The following is a 16310-nucleotide window of genomic DNA, read 5'->3' on the forward strand; positions in this document are numbered from 1 at the left end:
GGTCATTTTTGTCATAAACGCAGTCAGTAACTCGGATTGGCCCGCTTCCGCCAGGTACACCCGAAACAAAAATCCCTCAAGCAACCAGGCGAATCTAATCGAACCTAACCGCTTAAGGGATAAGACGTGCCCCCGAGAGGAGTCGAACCTCCGACCTTCGGTACCGGAAACCGGCGCTCTATCCACTGAGCTACGGGGGCGTGTGGCACAAGTACAACAAGTGCAACGAGAAGAGATGTTACCACTTGGCTGGGGCGATTAGCGAAATGCCCCGCACCCCAGCCAAATCCGCACTATGCGGCCTCAGAAACCTGGTCTTCCTCAATAGGACACACCACAGGAACGCCTCCATCATTAAGCACGCGGGCTCGAATTCCATAGACGCGGGCCAAAAGATCCGGTGTGAGAACGTCAGCAGGACTCCCCTGGGCAACCACGTGGCCGTCGTGAAGCATGACAAGCTCATCGCAGTAGCGGGCTGCGAGATTGAGATCGTGGATTGCGACGAGCGCCAAGGAGCTCCGTGAGGCGACCTCCGCGCGGACGAGCTGTAGGAGTTCCACCTGGTGGCGCAGGTCGAGGGCGGAGGTGGGTTCGTCGAGAAGCATGACCTCGGGATCGCGGACAAACATCTGCGCGACGGCGACGAGCTGACGCTGACCGCCGGAGAGCTCGCCGACGAAGCGGTCGGCAAGGTGCTCAATACCAACCTTCCGGAGAACCTCCGCCGTGTGCTCAATCTCGGAGCCGCGCACGCGCAGACGCCCGGCGCGCCGACCAGAGACCAGTACCGATTCGAATGCGGTCAGCGAGGCGCTAGCCGGCAGATCCTGCGGCACGTAGCCCACCACATCGCGCAGTTCGGAGCCGATGACCCGCTCATTGTCACGGGTCAGTGCAATCTCCCCGGACATGGGCTTTCGAATCCCCGCCAGAGTGGTCATCAGTGTGGATTTGCCCGCAGCGTTTGGCCCGAGCAAACCCGTCACCGTACCGGGCTTCAGCGTGCGTACTGAGGCCCCGCGCAGCACCTTCCGCTTGCCATAGCCTGCAGCTACTTCGTTGACATCGAGAAATACGCCCATTAGTTCCACACCGTCCTCTTACGCAGGAAAACCAAGCCAACAAAAAATGGGACACCGACGATTGCGGTAATGATGCCAATCGGCACTGCCACACCCGGCACCACCGTGATGGATACCGCATGAGCTGCCGCCAGCAGCGCCGCGCCTGCCGCCATCGATGCCGGGGCAAAGAAGCGCTGTTCTTCACCGACCAGCATGCGCGCAATGTGTGGACCGACCAGTCCGATGAAGCCGATGATGCCGGCAAAGGCCACTGCGGTTGCCGCCAGCAGCGAGGCTACAATCAGCGTCGCAATGCGCAGCCTATCCACATTGATGCCCACGGCTTTTGCGCGGGCATCGCCAAGTCGCAGCACCGTCAGCGCCCACGCATAGCGAATGGTGAACGGAATGGCGATCAGCAGTGCCGCCGCAATAATGCCGTTGGCCACCCAGTTCGCGCGCTGGAGCGAGCCCATCGTCCAGAACACAATCTGCTGGAGCGCCTCGGTAGTCGCGCGGTATTGCAACAGCGACAACAGCGCTTGGAATAGAAACACCAGACCAATACCCAGCAGAATCATCGATTCCTTACCCGAGCCGCGCCATACCGACGCCGCCGCCACAATCGCCACCGCGATGACGGATGATACCCAGGCCACGGCCGCCAGGTTGAACTGCGCATGCGGAATGATCACCCAGCCCAGCACAATCGATGCCGCCCCACTGAACGCCGCTGCAGCCGAAATACCGAGGGTAAACGGCTCCGCCAGTGGGTTGTCGAGGATTGTCTGCATCTGTGCACCGGCAAGCGACAGCGCTGCACCAATCAGCACTGCCATCACTGATGCAGGCAGGCGCAGCTTCCACAGCACCGTACGAGTGGTTTCGTCAACATCATTCGGGCTCACGATGCCCCGGACGACATCCCCCACACTCAGTGACATCGGCCCCACGATCGTCGCTACTACAAACGCGCACACGGCCAGCCCCACCAGCACCGCAATAACGGCAATCTTCCGGGCGGAGCGTCGTCGGTACTGTCGCGCAGAGTCGTAGGTCGTGCTTGACGACGGACACTCGTGCTGTTCGGTGGCGGGCTGCGACTCTTGACCGCCACTGTCGTTGGTGGAGGTGGGCTCGCGGGGTTCGTCGTCAAGCCCTGACGCGGGAGCGTGCAGATTGGTGTAAGTCATCGGATTCCTTCTTCGATGGTGGAAGATGGGTTACTTGGTCGGCTCCAGCGCGGTGAAGAAGGTGCCGCTGAGTTCGAAGGGCAGGTAGTCCTTGTGGAACTTGGCGAAGTCAGCGACCGGGTCGAGGTCAGCGAACTCCTCTGGGTGAATCCACTTGGCGAATTGCTCGAGCGCGAAGACGTTGTACGGCGAGTCGTAGAACTGGTGGAAGGCGGCGTACAGATCACCCTTCTTCGGCGCGGTCAGGGTGTCAAAACCCGGAGTCTTCAGCAGGCCTTCCAGAGTGCGCTGTGCGGTCTCTGGGGTGGCGGTGTAGCCGAGTTCGACGTGTGGCAGCACTTCCGGCTTCTTCGGATCGAGCGCCCAAGAACCACCGGTGGCGATGATCTTCTCCGGCTGGACGGACAGGACCTTCTCTGCGGTCACGTCGCCCGATTCGGTGTCGAGGAGGCTGTCTCCGAGGTTCTCACCGCCGGCTGCTGTGACAAGGTCACCGAGGTTGGACTTGTTGACGGTCGAGCAGCAATCCTTGAGACCGGCTGCTCGCCAGACGAAGGTCTTTGGCTTGTCTTCGAGCTTGGCGGCACGTTCGGTGATCTCGTTGACGCGCTTTGTGTAGAAGTCGGTGAACTTCTTGGCATTGTCCTGCTCATCGACGATCTGGCCGAGGAGCTCGACGGACTTGGCGGTATTCTCCAGGGGCTTTTGCCGGAAGTCGGTGAATACGTACTTCAGACCTGCCTGATCGAGCTTGGTGAGGAAACCGGACTGCTCCGCGGCCTTCTTGTGGTCAAGGGTCATGACGACCACGTCTGGGTCGTGGGAGATGAGGTTTTCAACTGTGACATCGCCCTTGGCGATATTGCCGATGGTCGGCATGTCTTTCAGCTCGGGGTTCGTCTCGAAAAGCTTGGTTTCAAACGACGGTGCGCCCGAATGCAAATCGCTACCCATGGCGACAACGTGGTCACCCGGGTTTTCTTGGTCAAGCATCGCGGTGACAAACATGGCGCGGCCTTCACCGAGCACGACTCGTTCTGGCTGCTTGTCGAAGGTCACAGTGCGACCTGCGACATCAGTGACAGTGAGTTCTCCTTTGTTGTCGGCAGCCTCGTTCGACTCTGCGTCCGCACCGCATGCTGTAGCGACGAAGCTCAGCGCTGCACACCCGATTGCGGCCAGAGTTTTGGTCTTTGGCGCGGTTTTAGCCTTGGCGAAAATATTGACTCTCATGCGTTTCAGTTTCTGCCTTGTTTATTTCTGCGTAATTTTTGGTACTTAGGGTGCACAAAGAGAAGTGAACAGTCACCCCTTTGCTTTAGGCACGCCTTACCTTACAGCTTGAAACGTAGAGAAAAAAGCGCCCTGCTAGTGGTTGTTTTACTAGCAGGGCGTGGAAGTCTTACTTCCTTTCGAGAACCGACTGGAAGCACCTCAGCATCACTTCGCGGTCTTCATTAGCAAGTGGTGAAATTACTTCCTGGCGAACAGTGTCTACATAATCCGGCGCCGCCTCGGCAAACACGTGCCGACCAACGCCTGTTAAGACGACGACATAATCCGAGTCCGGGTCTTCGCCGTGGTCTTCGGTGTGAATAAATCCGCGCTTTTCCAACCTGTTGGTATGCAGCAGCGCGCGGGGATGGTTCCACTTCAGTCGATCACAAATCTTGTCAACATGCAGAATCCCATCCTCTACCTCATGCAGAGCGATGAGCAGGGTAAAGTCCGCGAACGTCAGCCCGGTTCGAGTGCGTAGGCTTCGCTCGATATTGCGCTCTACCTCGCGAAAAGCAGCTACCATCGACTGCCAAAAGAGCTGTTCATCATCACTCAGCCATTCAAATGAGTTCATACTGCTCTAGGCTAATGGTGAGAGCCTCGTAGCGGAGACAAATGAGAAAACACTCACAAAAAACTTCTGGCTACTCTGCTTTTCCGTCGACTGAATCGGTGACCGTAGCATTGGCGGTCTCTGCAATCTTATCGAGCACAGCGGAAATCCCCTGATAGTCGATATTCTCACCGAGCACATCAAACAAAACATGGCGCACAAGCTTCACATGGTTCGGCGCCGCCTTCTCAATCACGGTTCGACCGTGTTCAGTAAGCGTGACATCAATACCACGGTTATCGCAGGCGCAGCGTTCCTTAGTTACTAGCCCGCGTCGCTCCATGCGAGTAATTTGATGCGACATTCGGCTGCGGTCCCATTCCAGGGATTCGCACAGGGTGCGCATGCGCACTACATTGTCTTCAGCCTCGGAGAGAACAACCAGAACCGAAAAATCTGCAGTGGAAATATCGAGAGAATCTTGCAGCTGAAGGTCGATTGACCTGTCAACGGCCCGTTTAGCGTTCAGAATTGAGCGCCATAACCGCTGCTCTTCATCACTTAACCACGGAACATCTTGCATATGTACAGAGCCTACTATCTTGAAACCAAATCCTGAATTTTCATAAACTCCGCTCCTGTCACACGATCAAAGCGGGCTTCATCGCACGTCAGGACTAATACCTGCATATCGCGCCCCGCTTTGGCAAGAGCATTATTCATCCGCCGCAAACGGTGTTCGTCTGAATAACCTAATGCATCATCAATAATCACCGGAGCGCCCTGCCCGCCCTCCATGACACCGGCAACGGCCAAGCGCAGCAGAATGTCCAGCTGCTCCTGCGCTCCACCAGATAGCTCATCGACATCGAACTTGCCATCGGCATTGGACCGTGACTCAATCTGCAAGTCCTCATTCATCGTGAACTGAGTTCCCGCACCGAACACACCGCCACCGTACTCTTCGAGCTTGCGCAGCAAGGGGTCAGCCAGCGCATTCCGCGATGCCACGCGTGCCTGTGTCATTACCTCCATGAGAGTCTTGGCGGCAGCTGCACGTCGACGCATTGAATTCCGATCTCGCTGTGTTCGCTCCACTACTCCCTCAGCTGCTGCCAGTTTCTCATTCGCGCTGTCGAAATAGTCCAAGTGCACCCGAATCTCTTGCCGACGCTTTTCCAGCTCAGCCAGGCGATTCTCAACTGCATCCCGTCGCTGCTTAGCGCCCGCGAGCGATGCTTCCACGTCGTCGGCATCCCGCTGCGCCAGCTCCTTCTGAGCCGCAGCCAGTTGCTCTTCTGCCGCCTCATAGTCCTTGCCTCGGTTTTCCACCGCAGCAAAGATCTCGGCGTCCGAGGCTTTTTCTCGCGTCGCCGTGAGCGAATCTTCGCGGACCTTCAGAACGGACCGAGCCCCTTCAAGCTCGCTGCTGGCCTTCGTATAGTTGGCGTGTGCAGGACGCTTCTCCAGCTTCGATAAGCGCATATCAGCACTGTCGCGCTCCGACTCGGCATCCCTACGCCCCACTGCAGCTTCTTCCAGCCGGGACTTTGCCGATACCAAGTCAATCTCCGTCGGCGCTTCCTCGCCCGCAAGTTCCTGATACCGCTCGCCGTGTACTCGTGCTTCTTCCTTCGCATCGTCCAACTCTGCTGTGAGCTGGTGATACTCCACACCGTCGGACACCGCAGTTATGGATGTCTCCACCTGGAATTTTGCTTTTTCCGCTTCCCGACGTCGTGTGTATGCCTTTTGTGCTTCCGCGACGGAATCAGCGCCTGCAACCTCAAGCTGTTCTTTGAGCGATGTCTCTGCTTTTTCTAGCTTGCGCTGCTGCGAATCTGAGCCGTCTCCGGGCTGTATAGCAACCGTGACGTCGCCGACTTCGATGGCCAATGGCTTAGTAACCGCGCGTTGAACTGTCTCAGCCTCCGGAGCTAGCCCCACTTTCTCGCCGTCGACCGTGACCTCCTGCGCACTACTAGCCGAGAGCTGCACACTCGGGCTCGATGCCTCCAGCACAGCGGCGGCTGTTGCAACTTCGCGTTCGCAGGTCAACAGTTTTTCCATTACCTCTTCGGTAACGGAATTCCGAGTAATTATCTCCTTGTGCTCTGCCAATTGCGCGCGGAGCGCATCGAGTTTCTTCACTCGCTTCGACAGAGCTTCAACCAAACCGCGCTTCTCTCCCAATGCAACTTCAGCTGCGGCCAGTTCTTCTGCCTTTCGAGCTTCGCGGTACGTGTTTACAACCGCATCGCGATCTTCCTGCGCCTTCTTTAAAGCTGCGACCTCCTTATCGAACGCTTCCTTAAATTCAGCAACTTTCTTCTCTGCAGCAGAATGCTGATCCTTGGCTTCTTGTGCCTGCTGAATGAAAGCTTCGCGCTCTTGCTGAGCCTGTTTAGCTAAGTCCAGCTGCTGCTTCGCCGCTGCAGAGACCTCCTGTGCCTGGGAGACGGCAACCCTGAACTTTTCGAGTTCTTCTAGTGCCTGGCCCCAGTGCTCGACTTCGTTTTGGGCTTCTGGCAACGATGCCCGCTGCGTTTGCTGGCTTTCTTCATTACGAGCAGCTTCCTCATTGAGCGCTTCGAATTCCCGGACCTTTTTCGCCGCTTCGTCGCGCACCTGCTGGGCTTCCGCCAGCTCCTTGTCTACGTCGGTAACCTGCTTGCGCTCTTTGCCATTTTTTTGGAAATAGTTGCCGTATTCGGCTTCAACGGCTTCAAAAAGGCCTACCTCTTCTGCGGTTTCCGCGCGCTGCCCCGATGCCGACTGCAATGCGCTAGTGACTTGTACATAACCGCCCAAGGAGAGGGTCTTTTGTGCTTGCCCCTGTTCAGCAACGAAAACCTGCCACAGGTTCTTGGTATCTGCATTGTGCATTCGGGCGGCCAGCCACTCCTCCGCCTGGTCATCTTTGAGAACCTCGGCTGTCGGAGAGTGGACGGTGACGATTGTGCCGGTGTCCTTGGTGCCACCAAAGATCTTGTCCAGCGTAAATTCGTAGCCGTCAAGCTCCAGCCGGAGCTTAACCTGCGGCTTTTCCTGGCTGGAGTGACTGTTCAGACTAAGCGCTTCGCTTGACCTGGACTTCCATTTTGTCGTCAGTGCAACGTGAATAGCTTTGGCGATTGTCGTCTTACCCGACTCATTTTCACCGGAAATCACTACCACGCCCCGCTCGGCTAGCCCTGTGATTGAGAGTGAATCAATCGCACGTACATTGTGTAATTCGATGTCGTGAAAACGCATGATTTATTCCTTCTCTCCTGCCAGGCGGGCCAGCAAGCGAAGCGCATCGGCTGCTGCGGTGGTTTCAGATTCTGATAGGGGGCTACCGCTCTCGGTTCGTCCCTTACTCAAGACCGTTAGTTTTTCTGCAGCTATGAGCGGATAACCGGTGAGATTGAGATTAGAGATATCCCCCTCGGACGGAACCACCGTCAAATCGGAGCCACTTTCCCGGCGATAAAGTGCAGCGAAAAGCTGTTGATACTGCTCAAGTCGGTTTTCAAAGGTAGTCGACTCTGACAGTGTCACGGTTCCTCGCAATGAATACTTCACCGCTGTGTCTGTCTTCGCCTCGATACCGTCCAGTTCAGCAAAGAACTCATCGAGGTCTTCCGCGCCAGTGATATCCATGTCTATGGCATGAAAAGCCCACTGCCCCACTCGGTGGGAGGCCACGGTAACTGAGCCTTTTTCGGGGCCGCTCTCTACAATGTCGACGACGAGTGCATTGCCGGAATCCCGTTCTTTGTCGTCGTACGCTGTGGTTTCGTGTGCGCCGGAGAAATAAACTCTGCCAGCATGATCGAGTTGGCTCGTGGAGTGGGAATCCCCCAGCGCAACATAGTGCAACGCCCCGCGGTCAATAGCTTGTTCCAAGCTGGTCAGATCAATGGTGGCTCCTGCATCAGCACCAAAGCCTTCTACTTGGCCGTGTGCGACCATCACTCGGATTCCATCGGCGGGCTCAAGCTCCGTGGCTATTTCCGCCACGATGTCGTCTGCCGAATACTTGCCGCGCACTGGCACACCGATGAGTTCCACCCCGTCACGGATTGCAATGGGCGCGCTGTCGCGAATTACGTAAACTCCTCGGTCTTCCAAAGATTCGAAAGCACTACGTCGATAAATGGAAGAAGCATCAAGCGCATCATGGTTGCCGGGTAGGAAATACACCGGCACGGGTAGCTTGGCGATTCGCTCAAGAGCCCGCAAAAACACCTTGTCCGGCAATGTGTTGGAATCGAACACGTCTCCAGCGACGACAATGAACTCAGCGCCTTCGCTAATCGCCAACTCGCCGATGCGATCGATGGCGTTGAGTCGACTTTCGTGGAACCTAGCTTGGGCTTCACCGCCGTCGAGCTCTAGGAACCACCGAGTCATTCCCAGTTGCCAATCTGAGGTGTGAATGAATTTCATGACTAGCGCTCCTTTTGTCCCAGGCTCAGCGATTCCTGCAGATGTTGCCAACAATCTTCCAAATCAGCGACTGCACGAATGGTCTCTCTCGAAATTACGCAGGTTGGCTGCAATGCTTCATGCAGCAAACTGCGGTCGGTAACTGTTAGTGGGTCAATAACCTCGAGCGAAGGAACACTGACTCGTTCCAAATCATTGCCCCAGTAGTCGGCTTCGACAGCGAAAAGTTCGGCAACCTTCTTCTGCTCGTTGTCACCGCTATCTTTTCCACCAGCGTCATTCGACTTCTGGGCGGTTTTATTGGGATTCTCCCGAACCGCGCCACCAAGCCCGAGGCGCTTCGGCGCAGTCCGGTTTCGCAGCTGTGTTAGTTCCTGAAGCCGGCGTTGCAATTCGCGCTGCGGATAATCGCGCAGCTGTAGTAGCGACAGCGGATCGCGGTCGATATCAGCGACAAGTTGAGCGGCAACTGCAACGGTGTGCTTACACACAGGTGCCGGGTCCGGGCAGGTGCATTCGCTGTAAATGTGCTCTTCGCCATCGCACAACAGCATTTCCATCTGCTCATACGGCAACTCGCCGTGCTCAAACTCTGTGAAGGCCGACGGATTGTTCACCAACCACCGCAGTACGTCGTCAGTTTGTTTCTGCTCCCGCCGTGGGAACCGAATAAAGACTGAAAATGGTTCCGGCTGGCTGCCCTGCACTTCACCGATGATGTAGCCATCCGCGATTCGAAGCCCCAGCACATTGCCGTCGAACCTGTACTTCTCACCTCTGTGAACACGACCCGAATCAGCGCCACGGATGATGAACTCCCACACCCACCGGGCAAAAGTAGTACGTGGCTCGACCGCCACGCGCGCTGCGGTTCCACGTCGCTGCTGTCCGGTAAATGCACCAGCCCAGTCCTGGGTGGCCAGGAGCTTTTCAATCGTCGAGCTGGTTGCTGGCGCGCTTCGCGCCGTAGTCCTTTTACGACCACGCTTTCCAGAGGGCCCCTTGCCAAACTCGGCAAAGATGACATTGTCGCCCCATGTCACGTCTCCGTCACCGGCCATCAGTACCACCTCTTCTGGACCCTAAACGGGGTCACATTGTTGGGAATCGAATCGTCATCCGAGATTGTGGAGTCCGATGCCGTGCCCTCCGGGTTCACCCCATCGGTCACCGTCCCACCGGACTTTGACTCCGCTGCGTCCATCGATTCACGCAGTGACTGAATCTTGTCCTTGTCCAATTGCCACAGAGACCGCAAACGGTGAAAGTCCATCTCCGTCAGCTTGGTTTCACCAGCGCGCACAACCGCATCCGCCAATTCTGCCTTCTCGAAAATCAGCTCGTCGATACGCTCTTCAAGCGTTCCCACACTGACCAGCTTGTGCACGTGTACGTCTTTACGCTGACCGATGCGGTAAGAGCGGTCCGTGGCCTGGTTTTCAACTGCTGGATTCCACCACCTGTCAATGTGAATGACGTGGTTGGCGGCAACCAGGTTGATGCCAACACCTGCCGCGAGAGTAGACAGCAAAATGATTGGTGGGCCGTCCGGGGCATTAAACTCTGCCACTACTTTCTCGCGCTGTGCCGGAGTCATTGCCCCTTGGATAAACGGAATGTCCACGCCCAGGCGCTTGCTGAAATGAGGGGCGAGCATCTTGCCGAACTCCACGAACTGCGTGAACACAAGCGCGCGTTCACCGTTTTGGACAATCTCATCGACGAGCTCTTCCAGCCGTGCAACCTTGCCCGAGCGATGCTGCCCATGATTAAGCAGCCCTGAGCCGTCGTGCTGGTAGTGCGCTGGGTGGTTGCAAATCTGCTTCAACTTCATGATGCCGCCGAGGATGATGCTCTTTCGCCCGAAGTTGCCAGAGCGATTCCGCTTCGAGCGCTTGAGCTTGTCCTCGATGTCCTTCACAGCTTCCTGATACAAGAAAGCCTGCTCCGTCGTGAGAGGAACCATCTCCACCTGCTCATTCTTCTTGGGCAGGTCCGGCGCAATAGCTGGATCCGACTTGAGTCGGCGCAGAATAAAAGGTGCTGTAATCGACTGCAATTGCAGTAGCATTTCCGCATTCCCATCACGCTCGATGGGAATCGCAAACTTGTTGCGAAATGCATTCGCCGACCCCAGCATGCCTGGATTACAGAAATCCATGATGGTGCGCAGCTCGCCCAAGTCGTTTTCCACCGGAGTACCAGTCATGGCGATGTTGTGCCGCGAGCCCAGGCTCCGCAGCGCTCTGGATACCTGGGCGTTGGGGTTCTTAATTGCCTGTGCTTCGTCAGCAATCACATGATCCCACTGCACTTGGGCGAGTTCGTTCACATCGCGGGTAGCAACACCATAGGTCGTCACAACAACATCGTGTTTTCCGATAAATTCTTGTAGTTCCCCACCATGAGGGCGGTTTGAACCATGCAGCAGCCCAACCTTAAGCTCTGGAGTGAACTTTGCCGCTTCTGCTGCCCAGTTGCGCAACACACCTGTGGGAACCACCAGCAGCGAAGTCTTGTGCCCTTGAGCCGTAGCATCTGCTTTCCGACGGCAGCGCTCATACTCCAACAGCGCCAGAATTTGCACAGTCTTACCGAGCCCCATGTCATCCGCGAGAATGACACCAAAGCCGCGGTTGGACATATCCGCCAGCCACTCCACACCGCGCTGTTGATACTCCCGCAGCTCACCGACAAAACTCGGTGGCACCTCGACCGACTCTGCGAGGGCCGTGGAACCGTCTGAGTACTTCGACACCAACGCCTTGAGCCAAGAGGGGTCCCTGGGGGCGACTGGCACTGCTGCTGGAGCTTGCGACTCTAAGCCACCGTCGAAGACCAGCTCTTTCAGGGTGGCTTGCCCCTTACCGGTTTCCTCCCCGGCCTTGGTCTGCTCCACCAAAAACTTCAGGGCTTCCCTAGCTACCTCTGGGTTCGCGTGCACCCAATGGTCTCGCAGATGCACTAGCCCCGTACTCGATGCAGCGAGCTCACGCATTTCCGCTTCCGTCAGTACGGCATCCCCCACGGCCAGCTTCCACTCGTAATCAACCAGTTGGTCAAATCCGAGTTTCGGTTCCGAACGGCGCCCAGCAGGCCCCGTCGGATCTAACTGGACGACTTCAGTGTGCAACTGCAGGGTGGTCTCCACTGACTTCCAGTTCGGCGGCAGCATCACATCGATATCAACCTTTGCCAGCTGCGAGATGCCATCAGTCATAAGCTCTATCAGCTGCTCTGAGGTCAGCAGCAGATCCAAGCCCGGGTGTCCCGCTGCTTTCGCATATTTGAGCGTTGGGAATGCCTCCTGTGCCGCCAATAGCTGCGGGCGAAGCAGCGACAGCACGGACCGGCGACACATTTCTGGATTCAGGCGCTCCGGAGCTGCGACGCCGATGCGGTAGTACATCCGCAATGGCCATAGAGTCTCATGTTCCACCGCAGCTGAACGAGGATTGAAGCGAGTTACTGAGCCGCCTTCTTCATCCGCTCGATTCCGCAACTCCAACAGCTGCGGAAGATCCACATCCGGCAAGTCTTCCAGCTGGCCTTCAAAACCAACAGGTTCCTGCACCATTAGCTGCAGACGAACATCCTCACCATCGGCCGACAGCCTCCACTTTGCCAGTGACTGCGCCACCCCCGGCGTCGCACGCCCCAGGGACTGAGACTGCAACAACGACCGCACGAAACTCTGCCGCTGTTCTGCCGGTTCATCCAGATCGGCCAGAAGCGCGTTGGTGACCCAATGAAACATCCGATTGATGAAATCCTCAGCCACCGTGGCGCCTCCGTTATCAATCAATACCGGTGGTGTACGAGAAATGACCTGACTCTGCCAAGCAATCTCACTCAGCCCCTCCGACATCCGCCACGTCGGCCACCACTCATTGTCTTCCCACGTCAGCGCCACCAATGCCCGCCCAGAGCGTGCGAAAGCATCCAATCCCTGTACAACATCCACAAAGAACCGAAGATCCGGTGCCATCGCCGCCGAGGAAACTTCCTCCTGCAATTGCACCAGTGCCGTCACCGCAGCCCATGGCGGGAACACCCATGTGGGTACCGCTTTCTCTACTGCCCGCCCCTTCGGTGTGCGCAGTTTTAGCGTCAGTTGCGCTCGACTCCCCTGGTCCAGCACTGCAAAAAGCCGACGCTGATGCGCCGGGACTTCCAGCAAATCCACGTCCGCAATAATCCGGTGCCCCTCTGGCCGCTCCACCCATAGGTGAAGACCCGAATCATCTTTCCAGACCGCGTGCAGCAGCAACGGCACCGCTGACTTAGCAACTTGGTCCATTACTTCCTCCCCACTGCTTGCTCAGTCATCACCGTCTAATCACCCGGCGACTTCGCCACCAGATATTTGTTCAATGAAGATTCTGCCACGCACCCCGGATCAGCTTTTCCACCACACCACAACATTAGCACGCATGTTCGAATTATGTATCTTGCAAAAATTACTCCTCCTCTACCCAAATACCCCTTTTCCCAGGTAATTTGTCGCACTTAACCGATTTTTAAAAGCTTTTTCAACGCTTCTTATCTTGCAATGCAGCGCATCACATGAAAACGTCGTATAGGCCACAAGAATTAAAAATGTGTGACTCGTGCAATAGTTCTGCCATGGTTCGCATGTGCCAGTAGGCTCCGCTGACTGTCGAAGATAGTCCGGAAGCTGAAGCTGTGCTGAATCGCGAACCGCAGGTTCCACCGTGGACGTCGGCCACTTTTTGGCTCGATGCTGCCGCGGCGCTGTGAACGTCGTCAAGCAGACTTGATTAAGCGAAACTGAGTTGTGCGCCGAAAATGCTTTTTGGTGCGCTAGGTAGTGCGCGAGTCCGACTGTACGACTAATAAATAATGAGGAGTTGCCCTGTGGACCAACACACATGGTTCATCATCGCACTAGTCATTTATCTGCTGTTGATGGTCTACATCGGTTGGACCGGATGGAAAAAGACTGCAGAGTATGACGAATACATGATTGGCGGCCGCGGCCTACATCCGTTCGTCGCGGCACTGTCAGCGGGTGCATCGGACATGTCCGGCTGGCTGCTGATGGGTCTGCCCGGCGCGATTTACCTTTCGGGTCTGAACCAGACCTGGATTGCAATCGGCCTGGTCGCAGGCGCATGGCTGAACTGGAAGTTCACCGCACCACGCCTGCGTAGTTACACCAAGATTGCTCGTAACTCGATTACCGTGCCGTCGTTCCTGGAGAATCGTCTGCACGATACGTCGAAGGTGCTGCGCGTTGCCGCAGGCCTGATTATTTTGCTGTTCTTCACCTTCTACGTCTCCTCGGGCATGGTGGCAGGTGGCCGTTACTGGGAGTCGACGTTCGGTGGCAACTACCTCGTCGGCATGCTGTTGGTAGCGGCTATCACTGTCGCGTACACCCTGTTCGGTGGCTTCCTGGCGGTGTCTTACACAGACACGGTGCAGGGCATCATTATGTTCATCGCACTGCTGGCGGTTCCGACTGTCGGCATCATCTACCTAATCAACAATGGCAACTCCGCCTCGGACATCTTCAGCTTTGCTGCTAACAACCCCTACCCGGGCAGCGAGGGACAGCCGGTTGAGGCCTTCTTCGATCCGTTCGCTGGCATTCCGCTAATCACGATTATCGGTCTGCTCGGCTGGGGTCTGGGCTACTTCGGCCAGCCGCACATTATCGTTCGCTTCATGGCTCTGCGTAGTGCAAAGGACGCAACCGAGGGCCGCCGCTGGGGCGTTGGCTGGCAGGCACTGTGCATGCTCGGCTCCGTCCTCGTGGCGCTGACCGCAACTGTTTTCTTCGCTACGAACCCAGATGCTTCGGTCACTGATGCGTCTTCCTACGAGACCATCTTCCTGGACATGACCCGCATCCTGTTCCACCCGCTGATTGCAGGCCTGATTCTGACTGCAGTACTGGCAGCAATCATGTCCACCATTTCCTCGCAGCTGCTGGTGTCTTCCTCCGCGCTAATCGAGGACCTGTTCAAGGCAACGGTCAACAAGTCCCTGCGTCCGAAGACCTACATGGCTCTCTCCCGCGTCGCCGTCGCGCTGATCGCCATCATCGCCGCAATCATCGCTGCTAACCCGAACAGCTCCATTCTGGATCTGGTTGGCTTCGCGTGGGCTGGCTTCGGCTCGGCATTCGGCCCGGTGCTGCTGGCCGCCCTCTACTGGTCGCGCCTGAACACGCCAGGTGCTGCTGCCGGCATGATCACCGGTGCGGTTGTCTCCTTCGCATGGGGCATGAGCTCGCTCAGCGACACTCTCTACGAGATCGTCCCGGGCTTCGCCGCTGCAACTGTCGTGATGATCATTGTCACGCTGCTTACCAAGGAGCCGAACGAGAAAATCAAGGAAGAGTTCGACCACGCAGCAAAGCAGGCTCTGGTCTAACGCTTTGATCTAGGCTTGGCCTCCGCTAGCCCCGCAGGCTAGCCCCGGCGCATACCTACAAGGGAACCGAAAAAGTATTTTTCGCGCCCAACTAGGTATGCGCCCTTTTTTATTTGCCATCCTGGCCGCCTCCCTGACTGCCGCCTTTGTCTCATCCTTTGCGCTTACGCGAGTTCTCGTCACCTCCTCCCCCGCGGGCTCGGAGACGGAAGCCGTCGTCAAGCAACTGCGCACCGTACGCGTCGTCGCCGACCGCCCCACCGTCACCGGATACAAGCGCGAGCGCTTCGACGTCTGGGCAGGTTCTGCCGATTGCAATACACGCCATAAAGTGTTGGCGGCGTGGTTCGGGGGCTCTGCGTGTTCGCTTGACGACGGCTCCCCGCGCGAAATCCCTGACCCTTACACGGGTGACCCGGTTGGTGCGCATGAGGTCGATATCGACCACATTTATCCGTTGGCAGCGGCGTGGGATTTCGGAGCCTACGCCTGGGATCCCGAGAGGCGTCGGCAATTTGCCAACGATATCGAGACCAACCTCGTGCCCACGCGAAGCGCGGTCAACCGGGATAAAGGAGATGCCAGCCCGGCGGAATGGCTTCCCGAGGATGCGAAGGCGTGTGACTACTCGCATCGTTACTTAGCGGTGGCCATTAAATGGGACCTGCCCGTATCGTCGGCAGACTGGAAGGCGATGGCCACTGCGTGTGGAATCCGCGCGAGGAAAGGCACGAAATAGAGAAAATAGTGCGAGCACGTTAAGTTAAGGACTGGTCTTAATAAAGAAATATCCAGGCCACTCCTCGCTTGAACGCGAGGCCTACATTCAGTCGTGGAAAGGTAATACGTGCAAAACGTAGTTCTTATGGTTCACGTCCTAGCGGCAATTCTGCTGCTTGGACCGGTGACTGTCGCAATTTCGATGTTCCCGAAGCTCGCGCTTGCAGCCCGCGGCGGAGAGGCTGGAACGGTCGGCTCCGCGCGCACCATGCACGCCATTTCGCGCACCTACGGCATGTGGTCGCTGCTCGTGCCGCTGCTCGGCTTCGGTGTCATGTTCACCGATGTGTCGGCCTACATGAAGTCCGGGGCAATGCACGCCGCAATCCTGCTGGCGATCATCGCCTGGGCACTGCTGTTCTTCCTGATTATTCCGCGTCAGCGTCTGATGATGGCCGGCCTCGGCATCGCTGACGAAGACGAGGATGTCAACGACCCGGAGTTCATCGAACGTCGCAAGAAGGCTGACGAGCTCGACTGGGACAAGCAGAAGGGCCAGCTGGCCATGTTCTCCGGCATCTTCTCCCTGCTGTGGGTTGTCGCCGGCATCCTGATGTTCTTCATCTAGGGTTAAGTGACAAAAAGTGTGTCCGCTCGGTG

The 16310-nt window shown here is 57.0% G+C and carries 12 protein-coding genes and 1 tRNA gene; 3 read left to right on the forward strand and 10 right to left on the reverse strand.

Annotated elements, in window-relative coordinates; all coding sequences use genetic code 11:
- Nucleotides 1-127 precede the first annotated feature (127 nt).
- From HMPREF2849_RS05760 to HMPREF2849_RS05805, 10 genes are all read right to left on the reverse strand, one after another.
- Nucleotides 128-200 (reverse strand) — tRNA-Arg (locus tag HMPREF2849_RS05760).
- Between the two features lie 93 nt (nucleotides 201-293).
- A complete protein-coding gene (locus HMPREF2849_RS05765; protein WP_049194111.1) occupies nucleotides 294-1085 on the reverse strand; it encodes an ABC transporter ATP-binding protein in 792 nt (263 codons plus the stop codon).
- On the reverse strand, nucleotides 1085-2260 hold the full coding sequence (locus HMPREF2849_RS05770; RefSeq protein WP_070862730.1) for a FecCD family ABC transporter permease: 1176 nt from the start codon (nucleotides 2258-2260) through the stop codon (nucleotides 1085-1087). Before HMPREF2849_RS05770 ends, HMPREF2849_RS05765 begins: the two co-directional genes overlap by 1 nt.
- A gap of 30 nt (nucleotides 2261-2290) precedes the next feature.
- Complete coding sequence (locus HMPREF2849_RS05775; protein WP_070429338.1) at nucleotides 2291-3493, reverse strand: ABC transporter substrate-binding protein; 1203 nt, start codon at nucleotides 3491-3493, stop codon at nucleotides 2291-2293.
- Between the two features lie 169 nt (nucleotides 3494-3662).
- Nucleotides 3663-4115, reverse strand: coding sequence for a MarR family winged helix-turn-helix transcriptional regulator (locus tag HMPREF2849_RS05780; RefSeq protein WP_070437896.1), 453 nt, complete (start codon nucleotides 4113-4115; stop codon nucleotides 3663-3665).
- A 70-nt stretch (nucleotides 4116-4185) separates the two neighbouring features.
- Nucleotides 4186-4677: a MarR family winged helix-turn-helix transcriptional regulator gene (locus HMPREF2849_RS05785; RefSeq protein ID WP_070437900.1), complete on the reverse strand. Its 492-nt coding sequence runs from the start codon at nucleotides 4675-4677 to the stop codon at nucleotides 4186-4188.
- A gap of 14 nt (nucleotides 4678-4691) precedes the next feature.
- On the reverse strand, nucleotides 4692-7349 hold the full coding sequence (locus HMPREF2849_RS05790; protein WP_070862731.1) for an ATP-binding protein: 2658 nt from the start codon (nucleotides 7347-7349) through the stop codon (nucleotides 4692-4694).
- A 3-nt stretch (nucleotides 7350-7352) separates the two neighbouring features.
- The gene (locus tag HMPREF2849_RS05795) at nucleotides 7353-8528 is read right to left on the reverse strand and encodes a metallophosphoesterase family protein (protein WP_070429341.1); all 1176 of its coding nucleotides are present in this window, start codon (nucleotides 8526-8528) and stop codon (nucleotides 7353-7355) included.
- A 2-nt stretch (nucleotides 8529-8530) separates the two neighbouring features.
- Nucleotides 8531-9589, reverse strand: a complete 1059-nt coding sequence (locus HMPREF2849_RS05800; protein WP_070429342.1) for a hypothetical protein — start codon at nucleotides 9587-9589, stop codon at nucleotides 8531-8533.
- The gene (locus tag HMPREF2849_RS05805; RefSeq protein ID WP_070862732.1) at nucleotides 9589-12828 is read right to left on the reverse strand and encodes a DEAD/DEAH box helicase; all 3240 of its coding nucleotides are present in this window, start codon (nucleotides 12826-12828) and stop codon (nucleotides 9589-9591) included. The genes HMPREF2849_RS05800 and HMPREF2849_RS05805 overlap by 1 nt, the downstream gene beginning before the upstream one ends.
- Nucleotides 12829-13406: 578 nt before the next feature.
- Between HMPREF2849_RS05805 and putP the strand changes: the two genes are divergently transcribed.
- The 3 genes from putP (at nucleotide 13407) to HMPREF2849_RS05820 (ending at nucleotide 16278) form a co-directional block, all read left to right on the forward strand.
- On the forward strand, nucleotides 13407-14930 hold the full coding sequence (gene putP, locus HMPREF2849_RS05810) for a sodium/proline symporter PutP (RefSeq protein WP_070546799.1): 1524 nt from the start codon (nucleotides 13407-13409) through the stop codon (nucleotides 14928-14930).
- A 97-nt stretch (nucleotides 14931-15027) separates the two neighbouring features.
- The gene (locus HMPREF2849_RS05815; RefSeq protein ID WP_049172013.1) at nucleotides 15028-15669 is read left to right on the forward strand and encodes an HNH endonuclease family protein; all 642 of its coding nucleotides are present in this window, start codon (nucleotides 15028-15030) and stop codon (nucleotides 15667-15669) included.
- Nucleotides 15670-15777: 108 nt separating this feature from the next.
- Nucleotides 15778-16278 carry a DUF2269 domain-containing protein gene (locus tag HMPREF2849_RS05820; protein WP_070856590.1) on the forward strand — a complete coding sequence of 167 codons (501 nt, stop codon included), beginning with the start codon at nucleotides 15778-15780 and terminating at the stop codon, nucleotides 16276-16278.
- The last annotated feature ends 32 nt before the right edge of the window (nucleotides 16279-16310 follow it).

The sequence above is a fragment of the Corynebacterium sp. HMSC073B01 genome (assembly GCF_001838255.1).
GTDB lineage: Bacteria > Actinomycetota > Actinomycetes > Mycobacteriales > Mycobacteriaceae > Corynebacterium > Corynebacterium jeikeium_D.

Coding starts and splice junctions, on each gene's coding strand:
- HMPREF2849_RS05765 (WP_049194111.1), bottom strand. CDS start 1,085: ATGGGCGTATTTCTCGATGTCAACGAAGTAGCTGCAGGCTATGGCAAG.
- HMPREF2849_RS05770 (WP_070862730.1), bottom strand. CDS start 2,260: ATGACTTACACCAATCTGCACGCTCCCGCGTCAGGGCTTGACGACGAA.
- HMPREF2849_RS05775 (WP_070429338.1), bottom strand. CDS start 3,493: ATGAGAGTCAATATTTTCGCCAAGGCTAAAACCGCGCCAAAGACCAAA.
- HMPREF2849_RS05780 (WP_070437896.1), bottom strand. CDS start 4,115: ATGAACTCATTTGAATGGCTGAGTGATGATGAACAGCTCTTTTGGCAG.
- HMPREF2849_RS05785 (WP_070437900.1), bottom strand. CDS start 4,677: ATGCAAGATGTTCCGTGGTTAAGTGATGAAGAGCAGCGGTTATGGCGC.
- HMPREF2849_RS05790 (WP_070862731.1), bottom strand. CDS start 7,349: ATGCGTTTTCACGACATCGAATTACACAATGTACGTGCGATTGATTCA.
- HMPREF2849_RS05795 (WP_070429341.1), bottom strand. CDS start 8,528: ATGAAATTCATTCACACCTCAGATTGGCAACTGGGAATGACTCGGTGG.
- HMPREF2849_RS05800 (WP_070429342.1), bottom strand. CDS start 9,589: ATGGCCGGTGACGGAGACGTGACATGGGGCGACAATGTCATCTTTGCC.
- HMPREF2849_RS05805 (WP_070862732.1), bottom strand. CDS start 12,828: ATGGACCAAGTTGCTAAGTCAGCGGTGCCGTTGCTGCTGCACGCGGTC.
- HMPREF2849_RS05815 (WP_049172013.1), top strand. CDS start 15,028: ATGCGCCCTTTTTTATTTGCCATCCTGGCCGCCTCCCTGACTGCCGCC.